The organism is Bradyrhizobium sp. ORS 375 (genome assembly GCF_000239775.1).
In the GTDB taxonomy this organism is placed as follows: domain Bacteria; phylum Pseudomonadota; class Alphaproteobacteria; order Rhizobiales; family Xanthobacteraceae; genus Bradyrhizobium.
Genome location: NZ_CAFI01000292.1, coordinates 1 through 13,922, shown reverse-complemented (window position 1 = coordinate 13,922; position 13,922 = coordinate 1). Strand labels below are relative to the sequence as shown.

Sequence of the window (13,922 nt, the reverse complement as noted above, 5' to 3'; positions counted from 1 at the left end):
CGAGCACCTCGACCTCGAAATTGCCGGGACCGGAGATCAGCTCGCCGCGCACCGGCAGCCGGCCGACATGATTGACAAGATAGCCGCCCAAGGTTTCGACGCCTTCGCCGGCCTCGCCGGTGACGAACTCCTCGCCGATCACCCGGCGGACGTCGTCGAGGCTGGCGCGGGCGTCCGCAATGAAGGCATTGTCGGCCTGCCGCATGATCGCCGGGGGCTCGTCGCTGTCGTGCTCGTCGTCGATCTCGCCGACGATCTGCTCGACGATGTCCTCGATCGATACCAGGCCGTCGGTGCCGCCATATTCGTCGACCACCAGCGCCAGATGGATGCGCGAGGCCTGCATCTGCGCCAGCAGATCGATCGCGCGCATCGACGGCGGCACGTAGAGCAGCTTGCGGATGATGTTGGCCTCGAACAGCGGCATCGACAGGTCGACCGCCTTGAGATCGAGCCCGGCCGGCAGCGGCTTCTTGCGCCGCGCCTTGACGTCGTCGGACACGCGCGCCTGCGCCGTCGTGTAGGCGAGCAGATCGCGGATGTGCACCATGCCCTCGGGATCGTCGAGCGTGTCGTTGTAGACCACGAGGCGTGAGTGCGAGGCGCTCTCGAACAGGCTCATCAGCTCGCCGAGCGTGATGTCGCGGCGGACAGCAACGATGTCGGCGCGATGCACCATCACGTCGGCGATGCGGCGCTCGTGCAGATCGAGGATGTTGCGCAGCAGCGTGCGCTCGACCGCGGAGAAGCCGATGTCGTCGGGCGTCGAGGCATCGAGCACGACCTGCAGGTCGTCGCGCACCGAGCCGCCGCCCTTCCAGCCGAACAGATTGCGCAGCGCGCGCAGCAGCCAGTTCTCGCTGGGCGAGCGGCCGAGCTCGGACGGAGGCACCACGGCGGGGAGGTTGCGCGTGTTGCGCGGATTGTCGTGGATGGGCTCGGAATCGGCCATGGTCAATTCACCCGTTCCCGGTCGGCATAGGGATCGGGGATGCCGAGATGCGCGAGGATCTCGGTCTCCAGTGCCTCCATCTCCTCGGCCTCGTCATCGGTCTCATGATCGTAGCCGATCAGATGCAGGAAGCCGTGGACGGTGAGATGGCTGAGATGGTGGTCGAACGGCTTCTGCTCGTCATCGGCCTCGCGCCGCATCGTCTCATAGGCGATCGCGATGTCGCCGAGCATGCGCGGCGCGTCGTCGTCAGAGCGCGGCCCGGTCGGCTGCAGCGCCGGAAACGACAGCACGTTGGTCGGCTTGTCGATGCCGCGCCAATTGCTGTTCAGGGTGCGGATGCCGGCATCATCGGTCAGCATGACGGCGATCTCGGCGTCGCCGACATCGGCCTCCACCATCTCTGCGGCGGCGACGATGGCGCGTTGTATGACGTCCTCGGCGTCGGGCTGGTCCTGCCAGCACTCGGCGGCGACGATGACCTCGGTGATCGGAATGGGACTTTGTGGCATCCTGGTCGAGTTCTGTGCGGATGGCGCTGACGTCACGCGCCGATCGGCGTGCTCCGGGGATCAACGGGCCTTCGGGCCCTCATAGGCCGCGACGATGCGCGCCACCAATTCGTGGCGAATGACATCCTCGCCGGTGAAGCGGACCTGCGCGATCCCCTCGACGCCGTCGAGCAGGCGCGCGGCCTCGGCGAGCCCCGAGGTCTGGCCATTGGGCAGGTCGACCTGCGAGGGATCGCCGGTGATGATCATGCGGCTGTTCTCGCCGAGACGCGTCAGGAACATCTTCATCTGCATCGATGTCGTGTTCTGAGCCTCGTCGAGGATGATCGCGGCATTGGTCAAGGTGCGGCCGCGCATGAAGGCGAGCGGCGCGATCTCGATCTCGTTGGCCTGCAGCGCGCGCTCGACGACGCGCGCATCCATGAGGTCGTACAGCGCGTCGTAGATCGGGCGCAGATAAGGATCGACCTTCTCGCGCAGATCGCCAGGCAGGAAGCCCAGCCGCTCGCCGGCTTCGACCGCGGGGCGCGACAGGATGATGCGGTCGACTTCCTTGCGCTCGAACAGCTGCGCGGCATGCGCCACTGCGAGCCAGGTCTTGCCGGTGCCGGCCGGGCCGATGCCGAACACCAGCTCGTGGCGTTTCAGCGCGCGGATATAGGAATCCTGCGCCGCGGTGCGCGCGCGCACCGGACGCTTGCGCAGATTGATGCTCTCGAACGCGTTCTTGCCGTTCTTGGCGTCGAACTCGAACAGCGAGCCCTGCGCGACGACGGCGCGGATCGCGCCTTCGACGTCGCCCTGCGACAGGTCCATGCCCTTCACGGCCTGGGCGTACAGCGTCTCCAGCACGCGGCGCGCGGCATCGCAGCCGTCGCGGGAGCCGCCGATCGTGATGTGATTGCCGCGGGAATCGACAACGACGCCGAGGCGGCGCTCGACCAGCGCGAGGTTCTGCCCGTAAGGGCCAACCAGGGCGGAAGCGGCGCGGTTGTCGTCGAAATCGATGACGACCTGGGTCTCTGGGGGCATGGTCATGTCGCGGTCGAACTTGCGGCTGGGAGCGAGGGAAGATGAATCCGATGCGCTCTTGGGCAAGTGCTCAGCCTCCGATGGACATGAGGGATGCGACGTCGGGCCGCGCGGCTGGTGTCGTGACGAGCTCGCCGAGCAGACTGTAGCGTTCAAGACTGTCGATCCTGACCGGCAGCACCTGGCCGATGATGTCCTCGGACGCCATCACATGGGCCGGCTGCAGATAGGCGGTCCGACCGACCAGCTGCCCCGGCTTGCGCGCGGCGCGTTCGAACAGCACATCGACGACCGTGCCGATCGCGGAGCGGTTGAAGGCCGCCTGCTGGCTGTCGATCAAGCTCTGGAGACGCTCCAATCGCTCGTCCATTTCGGTCGCTGACACCATCTCCTGCATGTCCGCCGCCGGGGTGCCCGGGCGCGGCGAATACTTGAAAGAATAGGCCGCAGCGTAGCCGATTTGATCGATCAGCGCGAGGGTGGCGCGAAAATCTTCCTCGGTCTCGCCGGGGAACCCGACGATGAAGTCGGAAGAGAATGCAATGTCGGGCCGCACGCTGCGAAAACGGTCGACAACGCGCCGATAATCGGCTGCGCCATGCCTGCGGTTCATGAGGTCGAGGATGCGATCGGAACCGGACTGCACCGGCAGATGCACGAACGGCATCACGGCTCGGAGATCGCGATGCGCCGCGATCAGGTCGTCGTCGACGTCATTGGGATGGCTGGTCGAATAGCGGATCCGCGCCACACCGGGGATTTCGGCGATCCGGTACAGCAGGCGGCCGAGCGTCCAGGCGCGGCCATCCGGGCCGTCGCCGTGATAGGCGTTGACGTTCTGGCCGATCAGCGTGATCTCGCGGACGCCGCTCTCGGTCAGCTGCATCACGTCGTCGACGATCCGCGCCACCGGCCGCGACATCTCGGCGCCGCGCGTGTACGGCACCACGCAGAACGTGCAGAACTTGTCGCAACCTTCCTGCACGGTGACGAAGGCCGACACGCCGCGGGCGCGGATCGCCTCGCGGCTGGGCTTGGCCAGGAAGCCGAACTTGTCCTCGGCGGGAAACTCGGTCTCGATCGCCCGCTCGCCGCGGCTGGCCTGCGACAGCAATTGGGGCAGATGGTGGTAGCTCTGCGGCCCGACGACGACGTCGACAGTGGGGGCGCGGGCGATGATCTCGGCGCCTTCGGCCTGGGCGACGCAGCCGGCGACCGCGATCTGCATCGCACGGCCCGCCTTGGCCGCCTCCTCCTTCGCGACCCTGAGACGGCCGAGCTCCGAATAGACCTTTTCCGAGGCCTTCTCGCGGATGTGGCAGGTGTTGAGGATCACGAGATCGGCGTCGCCGGCGTCGGCGGTCTCGACGAATCCCTCAGCGCCCAGCGTGTCCACCATGCGCTGGGCATCGTAGACATTCATCTGGCAGCCATAGGACTTGATGTGCAGCTTGCGCGGCGGCGTCATGAACCCTTGCATGCGGTCGGAATGCGCCAAGCTCGGCGCCGGGCTCAGATATAGGCTAAAGCGCCGAAAATCCAGCGAGCGGGCCGGTTTTCTCGCCCAGTCTGCTGAGAATCATTGGCAGCTGCCGCATGTCGTCGAACACCTGGGTGGCCCCGGCGGCGCGCAGGCTGTCGGCGTGGTCCGCCCGGCAATGGCTGCCGCCGTGAAACCCGAGCACGGTCATGCCCGCCGCGACGCCGCCCCGGATACCGGCAATACTGTCCTCGACCACCACGCAGGCCGTGGGCCGCGCCTTCATCTGCGCCGCCGCGAACAGGAACAGGTCGGGCGCCGGCTTGCCGTTCTCGACCTGCGAGGACGAGAAGATGTGCGGGGCGAGCCGATCATAAAGGCGGGTGGCACCGAGGCTCACGCGCATCCGCTGATGCGAGCCGGACGACGCGACGCAGACCGGGATGTCGAGGGCGTCGAGCGCCTCGACGATTCCGGGAACGGGATGGAGATTCTGCTCGAAGGCGCGAAACAAACGATCCTGCAGCCGGCTATTGAAGTCCGAGGGCAGGCTCCGACCGAGCTCGGCTTCGACCTCCATCGTCGCCTGCTTCGAGGAACGGCCGAGGAACCGGTCGAACACCTGGTCGGCGGTGATCGGATAGCCGCACAGGCTGAGCACGTCAGCATGCGCCTGACAGGAGATCACCTCGCTATCGACCAGCACGCCATCGCAATCGAAAATGACGAGATCGAGTTTGGAAGCCGGTGCCGCGTCAGCCATTCGTCTCTTCGTCGAGCGGCACGCAATACAGCTCGAGCCGATGATCGACCAGCTTGTAGCCGAGCCTGCGGGCGATCTCGGCCTGCAGCTTCTCGATCTCCTCGGAGGTGAACTCGATCACCTTGCCGTCGCGCAGATTGATCAGGTGATCGTGATGGCTGTCGCGCATCTGCTCATAGCGGGCGCGGCCCTCGCGGAAGTCGTGACGCTCGATGATCCCGGCGTCCTCGAACAGCTTCACGGTGCGGTACACCGTGGAGATCGAGATCTTGTCATCGACGGCAACACAGCGCCGGTACAGTTCCTCGACGTCGGGATGGTCGCTGGCTTCGGCGAGCACGCGGGCGATCACCCGGCGCTGCTCGGTCATCCGCATGCCGGTGGCGGCGCAGCGGGCTTCGATGCCGGAGGAATTGGGCGCTGGCGTAGTCTTCAAGGAGGTCATTGTGTCTCGCCTCAAGGATGCGCTTTCTGCCACCAAGCGCAGGTTACGACAAGTCCCGACGCATCAGAAGCGCGTTCAACTGTTCCCCGCCGGGTTGCAGGTAATAGCGTTCCCGCCGGCCAACGGTGGCAAATCCGGCCCTTTCATAGAGCCGCCTGGCCGGCTGGTTGTTTTCCTCGACCTCGAGAAAAACCGTCCGGACCCCGCGGCCTGCAAGGTGCCCGAGATGTGTCAGCAACAAATCACGAGAGAGGCCGCGACCGCGCTGATTTGGGTCAAGCGCAACCGACAAAATCTCCGCCTCGTCGGCGCCGATCCGCGAGACGATGAAGCCAATGAGTTTGCGACCGAGTCGCAATCGATGAATCAGCGTGTTGCGCTCGGCCAGCATGACCTCGAACTCGCCCTCGCCCCAGCCGCGATGGAACGAGGCGGCGTGGATCTGGGCGAGCCTTTTCGCGTCGCGCATCGCGGCCGCTTCGATCGCGGGCTTGGTGCGGCCGAGCCACCGGAAGAACATGTTCATGACGAGACAGCCGTCCTGACCGGCTCGATCGATGCAGGCGCCGGCGGCTTGACGTCGGGGGCACGCAGATAGAACGGGCGGGCGGGCGCATGCGCCGGATCTGCCGCCGCGCCGAGCCAGGCGACCCACGCGATGTCGGGGCCGGGCTGCATGTCCACCGCCACCGGCGCAGCCGTCGCGGTGGACCAGCGCTCGGCCAGGACGGTGGCGGCATTGCCGACGAGATGCGGCGCGCCGAAGCGGGCGGCGGCCAGCACGTCATCGATCGCCGCGACCTGTGGCGCGACCAGCTCCTCGCCGCTGCCGCTCACAACTTGATAGTACAGGTGATCATGCCGGGCATCGATCGCCGAAATGACCGGATGATCGCGGTCCTGGCTCACGACGGGCGCCGCGTAGGCGGAGAGCGTGGTGACCCCGACCACCGGCTTGTGGGCCGCAAGGCCGATGCCGCGCGCGGCGGAGAGCCCGACCCGCAGTCCCGTGAAACTACCTGGGCCTGTCGTGACCGCGACGCGGTCGAGATCGGCAAAGCCGGCGCCGGATTGCTGCATCACGCGCGCCAGCAGCGGCATCAGGGCCTCGGCATGGCCGCGCTTCATGGGCAGCGTGTCCTGGGCGATCATCTCGGCCGAATCGGTATTGAGAACGCCGGCGGCGCAATGGTCGAGGGCAGTATCGATGGCGAGAATCAGCATCAGGTCAGGTTCGCAGTGAGGGAGTGCCGAATACCTTTTTGGGTACTTTGATCGCGACAGTTGCCGTCTTCTTACATCCTGATCGGGAAAAACGCATCACACGGCAAGCACCGAGCAGGTAAACTACTGAATTTCCGATCAATTAAGCAAATCTTTCCGGGCGTATGGGAGTTGTCGCCGCATCTGTGACTTCGGCTGGCGCTGCTCGACGTGAAAGGTGCCGCCCAAATCCCGAGAAGAGGATCTCCCATGTCATTCTGGTCAGGCAGTTCGGCGTCGCGGGACGCGATGGCTCAGGTCGAGGCGATCAATCGCTCGCAGGCCGTGATCGAATTCGGCACCGACGGCACCATCCTCACTGCCAACAAGAATTTTCTCGACGCGATGGGCTACGCGCTCGACGAGATCAAGGGCAGGCACCATCGCATGTTCGTCGCGCCGCAACTGCGCGCCAGCGCGGAGTATCAGGCGTTCTGGGCCGACCTGAAGAGCGGCAAGTTCCGCTCCGGCGAGTACAAGCGCCTCGGCAAGGGCGAGCGGCCGGTCTGGATCCAGGCGAGCTACAATCCGGTGCTCGATGGCGGCAAGCCGGTGAAGATCATCAAGTTCGCCTCGGACATCACGGCGCAGAAGATGCGCAGCATCGAGGATGCCGGCAAGATCGCCGCGATCGGACGGGTGCAGGCGGTGATCGAGTTCAATCTGGACGGCACGATCATCGATGCCAACGATCACTTTCTGGCTGCAATGGGATATGCGCTTGCCGAGATCAAGGGCCGGCATCACAGCATGTTCGTGCTGCCCGGCGAGCGCGACAGCGCCGCCTACAAGGAGTTCTGGGCCAGCCTCAATCGCGGCGAGTTCCGCTCCGGTGAGTACAAGCGTTGCGGCAAGGATCGGCGCGAGGTCTGGATTCTCGCCTCCTACAATCCGATCCTCGACGACGAAGGGCGGCCCTTCAAGGTGGTGAAATACGCGTCCGACGTCACGCAGCAGAAGCTGATCGCCGCTGATTTCGCCGGCCAGAGCGCAGCAATCCGCAAATCGCAGGCGGTGATCGAATTCGATCTGAACGGCAATGTGCTCGATGCGAATGATAATTTTCTGAAGACGCTCGGCTACACGCTGGCGGAGATCAAGGGCAGGCATCACCGCATGTTCATGCCGCACGGCGCCGGAGAGACCGCCGACTATCGCGCGTTCTGGGCGGCGCTGGCGCGCGGTGAATTCCAGAGCGGGGAGTTCGAGCGCGCCGGCAAGGACGGCCGCCAGGTCTGGATCCAGGCGACCTACAATCCAATCAAGGATCTCAACGGCAAGCCGTTCAAGATCGTGAAATTCGCCACCGATGTCACCGCGCAGGTGATCACCCGCATGAAGGGCGACAAGGTGCGCGGCATGATGGAGCATGTCGCGGCCGGGGCGGAGCAGCTCAATTCCTCGGTGCAGCAGATCGCCGATGCCATGGCCAAGTCGAAGGAGACCGCCACGGCCGCGGTGACGCGGGTCGAGGACGCGGACCAGCAGGCCAAGCGGCTGTCGTCGGCGGCCGGCGCGATGAGCAGCATCGTCGAGCTGATCGGCAGCATCACCGGCCAGATCAACCTTCTGGCGCTCAACGCCACGATCGAGTCGGCGCGCGCCGGAGAAGCCGGGCGCGGCTTCGCCGTCGTGGCCGGCGAGGTGAAGAATCTCGCCAATCAGGCCAAGCAGGCGACCGATCGCATCGGCAGCGAGATCGGGAATCTCAACGGCATCTCATCCGACGTCGTCGGCGCGCTCGATGCGATCAAGAATGCGATCCAGAGCGTGAACGAGTACGTAGCATCGACCGCGCAGGCGGTCGGCGAACAGAGCGCCGTGACCAACGAGATGTCCTCGAACATGCGTCAGGCGGCGGCCGAGGCCGCCACCATCGGCAAGGCGGCGTGAGGAGAGCGGGGCTGTCGCATCTTATGATCGCAGTTTTGCGCGCATCTCTCACCACGTCGTCATGGCCGGGCTTGTCCCGGCCATCCACGTCGTCCGGCGTGCTCGGCGCGACGTGGATGCCCGGGACAAGCCCGGGCATGACGGAGTCAACTAGCAGCCAGAATTCCGTGGATCGACAGTCCCGGATCTCGATTTGCCAGAGCTAGGTGGTGAGAGAGCGAATAGCGACCGACGAGCAGCGAAGGAAGGTCTCCTATTCGCTACTCCCTGTTCGCCACTCGCTCATCTCACATCGGCCGGACTTCGATCACTTCCGGCACGAAATGCTTCAGCAGGTTCTGGATGCCATGCTGCAGCGTCGCGGTCGATGACGGGCAGCCGGAGCAGGCGCCCTTCATGTTGAGATAGACGATGCCGTCCTTGAAGCCGCGGAAGGTGATGTCGCCGCCGTCATTGGCGACCGCGGGGCGGACGCGGCTCTCGATCAGATCCTTGATCATGCCGACCGTCTCGGTGTCGGCCTCGTCGTAGAACTCGTCGTCCTCGTCGGCGGAGGCGTCATTGGCCGCGCTGCCATCGGCGAGCAGCGGCGCGCCCGACATGTAGTGCTCCATGATCGCGCCGAGGATCGCCGGCTTGAGGTGCTGCCATTCGCCGTCGCTCTTGGTCACGGTGATGAAGTCGGCGCCGTAGAACACGCCGGTCACGCCGTCGACGGCGAACAGGCGCTCGGCCAGCGGCGAGCGGCCGGCGGCATCGCGGCTCGAAAATTCCATCGTCCCGGTCGGCAGCACGACGCGGCCCGGGATGAACTTCAAGGTGGCGGGATTGGGAGTGGCTTCAGTCTGGATGAACATGGGTTTCTCCGGCAGCGCCGGTTCAAGGCCGGCCTGTGGTCGTGTCTTAGCAGATGGCAAGGAGGCGCGCACGATCAAGAGCGCTGCGCGCCAAATTCGTGCTTAAGTCTATGAAAGAGCGTCGATATCGGCGTCGTTGAGATCGCCGGGGACGATCACCAGGGGAATCGGGAAGGCGCCGACGGTCTTGATCACATGGGTGACGAGGGGGCCTGGACCCTCGGGGCCGGAATGTGCGGCCAGCACCAGCAGCGCGATGTCGCTGTCATGCTCGATCGTTGCCAGGATCTGCGCCGTCGGCTCGCCCTCGCGGATGACCCGTTCCTGCGCCGCGGCGCCGATCGCCGCCAGCATCGCCGCTGCCTGGTCGAGCGCGGCATTCGCCTCGTCCTGTGCCTCCGCGCGCATCAGGTCGGCGACCCCAAGCCATTGCTGGTTCTGGTCCTCGGTTTCGATGATGTGCAACATCACGATGCGGCCGCCGGCACGCTTCGCCCAGCGTCCGGCATAGCGGACCGCGCGATCCCACTCGGCGCTGTCGTCGACCACGACCAGACATTTCGGCGCATGACCGGTCTGATAGCTCTGCCGCTGCGCCGCCATGGTGCCCCCGCCTGCTGCCGCGAGTCGATCGGGGCGCGATGCTGCCACAGCCCCTGTCCGTTGGGGAGAGGGGGGCGCGGGTTCCGCGTCGGATGCGGCCGTTCGTCCGGGCTTACGCTCGGATCGACGCCGGCGGTCTCGTAGAAGCCCGGATGAGCGGAGCGACATCCGGGTTCAAGCGCACAGCTCGTGTGACCCCGGATGTGGCTTCGCTCATCCGGGCCAGGGCAGACCTGATCAGGCCTTGCGGATGAAGCCGACGATATCCTTGGCCGTCTTCATCGTCTCCGCGGCGATGGCCTGGGCACGCTCGCCGCCGTCGACCAGCACAGAATCCACATAGCCCGGATCGGCCGTCAGTCGCTTCATCTCGGCGGCGATCGGGCCGAGTTTGGTGACGCACAGCTCCACCAGCGCGTTCTTGAAGCTGGAGAACTGGCCGCCGCCGAAGTCGCGCAGCACGTCCGCCTTGCTGCGGTCCGACAGCGCCGCGTAGATGCCAACCAAATTGTCGGCCTCGGGACGCGTGTCGAGCCCCTTCTCCTCGCTCGGCAGCGGCTCCGGATCGGTCTTTGCCTTGCGGACCTTCTGCGCGATCGTATCGGCATCGTCGGTCAGGTTGATGCGCGAGTAGTCGGATGCATCCGACTTCGACATCTTCTTGGTGCCGTCGCGCAGCGACATCACGCGCGTCGCGGGGCCGGTGATGAACGGTTCCGGCAGCGGGAAGAACAGGCCGTCGCCAAAGCCCTGGGCCCGGATCGAGTCGCCGAAATCATTGTTGAACTTCTGCGCGATGTCGCGCGAGAGCTCGAGATGCTGCTTCTGGTCCTCGCCGACCGGAACATGCGTCGCGCGATACAGCAGAATGTCGGCCGCCATCAGCACCGGATAGTCGTACAGACCGACCGAGGCGTTCTCACGATCCTTGCCCGCCTTCTCCTTGAACTGCGTCATGCGGTTCAGCCAGCCGATGCGCGCGACGCAGTTGAAGATCCAGGCAAGCTCGGCATGGCCGGAGACCTGGCTCTGGTTGAACACGATATGCTTCTTCGGATCGATGCCGGCGGCAATGAAGGCCGCGGTGACCTCGCGGGTGTTGCGCGCGAGCTCGGCCGGGCCGCCCCAGACGTCGATCGGCATCGTGATCGCGTGCATGTCGACGACGCAATAGATGCAGTTGTGCGTCTCCTGCATCTTCACGAAGTTGACGATCGCGCCGAGATAGTTGCCGAGATGCAGGTTGCCGGTCGGCTGGACGCCGGAGAAAACCCGTTCCACGAAGGCCATGGTCGCTGTTCCAGATGATGGATTTGCTGCGTCGTTTGGCACGGGCGCCTCAAAGGTGCAAGTCGCCAGCGGGCAGGTTGCCGGGGGACCGCTGCCGGATGGCCTGAAGCGTCTGCCGCCAGTCGACGACGTCGAGGACCAGCAGCAAGGCTGCATAAAGCATGATCGCGCCGCCGATCAGGCCGGCGAGCAGAAGGGCGGCTCCGAAATGACTGCCGGCAGCTGCGTGCAGGGTGACCGCGGCGACGGCCCAGAGCGCCGCCGCCATGATTGCCGCCGCGAATGCGATGCGTGGCAGCCGGCGCCGCGTTGCGCTGGAGATCGCAAAGCCGAAGCTCGCGGCGCCACGCCGGAGCAGCACGGCGGCGTTGGCCCAGGCGCCGAGCGCGAGGCCGGCGGCGATGCCGCTCGCGGCAAACATCTGGCCGAGCAGGAACGCCAGCGCGATCGCCGCGCCGCATCCGATCAAGGTGGCGCGCAGCGGCGTCTGGGTGTCCTCGCGCGCAAAGAACGCCGGCTGCAGCGCCTTGGTCAGGACTTGCGCGGGGAGAGCAGCTGCGAGCCAGGTCAGCACCTGCGCCGTGGCGGTGGCGTCGGCTGCGCTGAACGCGCCATGTTCGAACAGCAAACGAATGATCGGCGCGTTGAGGATCATCAGGCCGAGCGTCGCCGGCAGCGCGAGGCCCATCGTCAGCTCCAGCCCGCGCGATTGCACCTCGGACAGCGCGGCGTCGTCGCCGGCGTGCAGTGCGCGCGTCAGCTCGGGGATGAGCACCGTGCCCATCGCCACGCCGACGAGGCCGAGCGGCAGCTCGATCAGGCGGTTGGCGAAATAGAGCCACGATACCGCCGACGGCGTGGTCGAGGCGATGATCGCGCCGCCGACCGCCAGCAGCTGCGGACCCGCGCTGGCGACCATGCCGGGCAGCGCCCGGGCGAAGAAGCCGCGCATGGCGGGATCGATTGCGACGCGCACCGGCGCGGCGATTGTGCTCCTGTCTCCGCGTTGCGCCAGCATTGCGAGTTGCAGCAGCCCGGCAATGCCAATCGTCGCCGCGAGCAGCAGTGCCGCGTGCGCCGGATCCGGCTGTTGCATCAGCAGCACGATCGTCACGGCGATCAAGGCGACGTTGAACAGCAGCGGCGCAAAAGCCGCCAGCGCGAACCGGCCGCGTGCACTGGACAGGGCCAGCAGCACCGTCGAGGGGCCGGCGAAAGCGAGATAAGGCAGCATCAGCCGGGCGTCGTTCACCGCCATGGTGAGCGTCTCGTCACCGGCGAAGCCTGGCGCGAGCACGGTCATCGCGAGCGGCATCAGCAGGGCCAGCGCGAGCGTTGCGATCAGCAGGCCGGCGCTGACGGTGCCGAGCACGCGGCCGGCAAAGGCGGCCGCCCGGCTTTCTCCTTCCTGCCGGAATATCCGCAGCCACGCCGGCACCAGCGCCGCATTGAGCGCGCCCTCCGTCAGCAATCGCCTCACGACGTTGACGAGCTGAAACGCCGCCAGGAACGCATCGGCGAACGGCCCTGCGCCGAGCAGCGCGGCGATCAGCGCGTCCCTGCCGAAGCCGAGCAGGCGCGAGCTGAGTGTTCCTGACAACACGGTCACGAATGATCGGATCATGAGGCTTCTATAGCAGCGCCGCTTGTGATAGGCCGCAGCGTTTGCAAACGCCGTAAACGGGGCCAGTGGATGACTGACGCGAAATACGATGTTCTCGGGATCGGCAACGCCATTTTCGACGTGCTGGTGCAGGCCGATGAGGCTTTCCTCACCAAGCACGGCATGACCAAAGGCGGTATGGCTCTGATCGATGAGGCACGCGCGGCCGCCATTTATGCGGATATGGGCCCGGCGACCGAGATGTCGGGCGGCTCGGGGGCCAATACCATCGTCGGGTTGGCCAGCCTCGGTGCGCGTGCTTCCTATGTCGGCAAGGTCAAGAGCGACCAGATCGGACGGATGTACACGCATGACATCCGCGCCGCCGGCGTGGCGTTCGAGACGGCGCCCGCCGCCGATGGTCCGGCCACCGGCTGCTCCTACATCATCGTCACGCCGGACGGCGAGCGCACCATGAATACCTATCTCGGTGCCGCGCAGAACCTCACGGTCGCCGACATCGATCCCGCTCAGATTGCAGCCGCGCGTATCGTCTATCTCGAAGGTTATCTGTGGGACCCGAAGGACGCCAAGGACGCGTTCGTCAAGGCGGCGACGATCGCGCATGACGCGGGACGCGAGGTCGCGCTGACCTTGTCGGACTCGTTCTGCGTCGATCGCTATCGCGAGGAGTTCCTCGACCTGATGCGCGGCGGCACCGTCGATCTCGTCTTCGCCAACGAGGCTGAGCTGCATTCATTGTACCAGACCTCAGACTTCGACGGCGCGCTCAAGCAGCTGCGCGAGGACGCCACGCTCGGCATCGTCACCCGCAGCGACAAGGGCTGCGTCGTGGTGTCGAACGACGGCGTCATCGCCGTGCCGGCGCATCCGATCGAGACGCTGGTCGATACGACCGGCGCCGGTGATCTGTTCGCGGCCGGCTTCCTGTTCGGGCTCGTGCGCAAGACCGGCTACGAGATGGCCGGCAAGCTCGGCGGCTTGGCGGCGGCCGAGGTGATCCAGCACATCGGCGCACGGCCGCAGGTGTCGCTGAAGGAGCTGGCCGCGCAGAACGGGCTGAAGGTGTAGCTCAGGTCTACGTCAGACACATCGACGCGGCTTGCTCGGTGCAGCTTAAACTGACTCTCAGCGCGAGCGAAGCTAGTCGCGGCTCTGTGAAGACCAGAGAGAAAGAGCGCACCGCGACCACGCCGGCGGTGCGACCT

Annotated in this window: 14 protein-coding genes; 2 read left to right on the top strand and 12 right to left on the bottom strand. The window is 65.9% G+C overall.

The annotated features are described in order from the left end of the window. The 8 genes from BRAO375_RS21005 to tsaB form a co-directional block, all read right to left on the bottom strand. Nucleotides 1–952 (bottom strand): hemolysin family protein (locus BRAO375_RS21005; protein ID WP_035641538.1); only part of this gene is annotated, 952 nt, incomplete at its 3' end. A 2-nt stretch (nucleotides 953–954) separates the two neighbouring features. Continuing rightward, nucleotides 955–1,464: an rRNA maturation RNase YbeY gene (gene ybeY, locus BRAO375_RS21000; RefSeq protein WP_009029452.1), complete on the bottom strand. Its 510-nt coding sequence runs from the start codon at nucleotides 1,462–1,464 to the stop codon at nucleotides 955–957. A 60-nt stretch (nucleotides 1,465–1,524) separates the two neighbouring features. After that, nucleotides 1,525–2,502 carry a PhoH family protein gene (locus BRAO375_RS20995; protein WP_052536115.1) on the bottom strand — a complete coding sequence of 326 codons (978 nt, stop codon included), beginning with the start codon at nucleotides 2,500–2,502 and terminating at the stop codon, nucleotides 1,525–1,527. Nucleotides 2,503–2,566: 64 nt separating this feature from the next. After that, nucleotides 2,567–3,964 (bottom strand): tRNA (N6-isopentenyl adenosine(37)-C2)-methylthiotransferase MiaB, encoded by a 1,398-nt coding sequence (gene miaB / locus BRAO375_RS20990; RefSeq protein WP_009029450.1) that lies wholly within the window; start codon nucleotides 3,962–3,964, stop codon nucleotides 2,567–2,569. Nucleotides 3,965–4,019: 55 nt separating this feature from the next. After that, complete coding sequence (locus tag BRAO375_RS20985; protein WP_009029449.1) at nucleotides 4,020–4,739, bottom strand: HAD family hydrolase; 720 nt, start codon at nucleotides 4,737–4,739, stop codon at nucleotides 4,020–4,022. Next, complete coding sequence (locus BRAO375_RS20980; RefSeq protein WP_009029448.1) at nucleotides 4,732–5,184, bottom strand: Fur family transcriptional regulator; 453 nt, start codon at nucleotides 5,182–5,184, stop codon at nucleotides 4,732–4,734. The genes BRAO375_RS20985 and BRAO375_RS20980 overlap by 8 nt, the downstream gene beginning before the upstream one ends. Nucleotides 5,185–5,227: 43 nt before the next feature. Beyond that, nucleotides 5,228–5,710, bottom strand: a complete 483-nt coding sequence (rimI, locus tag BRAO375_RS20975; RefSeq protein ID WP_009029447.1) for a ribosomal protein S18-alanine N-acetyltransferase — start codon at nucleotides 5,708–5,710, stop codon at nucleotides 5,228–5,230. Further along, entirely contained in the window at nucleotides 5,707–6,408 is a 702-nt protein-coding gene (gene tsaB / locus BRAO375_RS20970; protein ID WP_009029446.1) for a tRNA (adenosine(37)-N6)-threonylcarbamoyltransferase complex dimerization subunit type 1 TsaB, read from the bottom strand. The genes rimI and tsaB overlap by 4 nt, the downstream gene beginning before the upstream one ends. A gap of 249 nt (nucleotides 6,409–6,657) precedes the next feature. Here tsaB and BRAO375_RS20965 point away from each other — a divergent pair, with 249 nt between their 5' ends. Further along, nucleotides 6,658–8,340: a methyl-accepting chemotaxis protein gene (locus tag BRAO375_RS20965; protein WP_009029445.1), complete on the top strand. Its 1,683-nt coding sequence runs from the start codon at nucleotides 6,658–6,660 to the stop codon at nucleotides 8,338–8,340. Between the two features lie 287 nt (nucleotides 8,341–8,627). On the opposite strand, the gene BRAO375_RS20960 is transcribed toward BRAO375_RS20965, so the two are convergent. From BRAO375_RS20960 to murJ, 4 genes are all read right to left on the bottom strand, one after another. After that, nucleotides 8,628–9,197: a NifU family protein gene (locus BRAO375_RS20960; RefSeq protein ID WP_009029444.1), complete on the bottom strand. Its 570-nt coding sequence runs from the start codon at nucleotides 9,195–9,197 to the stop codon at nucleotides 8,628–8,630. Nucleotides 9,198–9,305: 108 nt separating this feature from the next. Further along, nucleotides 9,306–9,800 (bottom strand): universal stress protein, encoded by a 495-nt coding sequence (locus BRAO375_RS20955; protein ID WP_009029443.1) that lies wholly within the window; start codon nucleotides 9,798–9,800, stop codon nucleotides 9,306–9,308. Between the two features lie 237 nt (nucleotides 9,801–10,037). Then, nucleotides 10,038–11,090 carry a tryptophan--tRNA ligase gene (trpS, locus tag BRAO375_RS20950; protein WP_035641537.1) on the bottom strand — a complete coding sequence of 351 codons (1,053 nt, stop codon included), beginning with the start codon at nucleotides 11,088–11,090 and terminating at the stop codon, nucleotides 10,038–10,040. A gap of 49 nt (nucleotides 11,091–11,139) precedes the next feature. Next, nucleotides 11,140–12,714, bottom strand: coding sequence for a murein biosynthesis integral membrane protein MurJ (murJ, locus tag BRAO375_RS20945; protein ID WP_009029441.1), 1,575 nt, complete (start codon nucleotides 12,712–12,714; stop codon nucleotides 11,140–11,142). A 69-nt stretch (nucleotides 12,715–12,783) separates the two neighbouring features. Here murJ and BRAO375_RS20940 point away from each other — a divergent pair, with 69 nt between their 5' ends. Continuing rightward, a complete protein-coding gene (locus tag BRAO375_RS20940) occupies nucleotides 12,784–13,785 on the top strand; it encodes an adenosine kinase (protein WP_009029440.1) in 1,002 nt (333 codons plus the stop codon). Nucleotides 13,786–13,922: the final 137 nt, after the last annotated feature.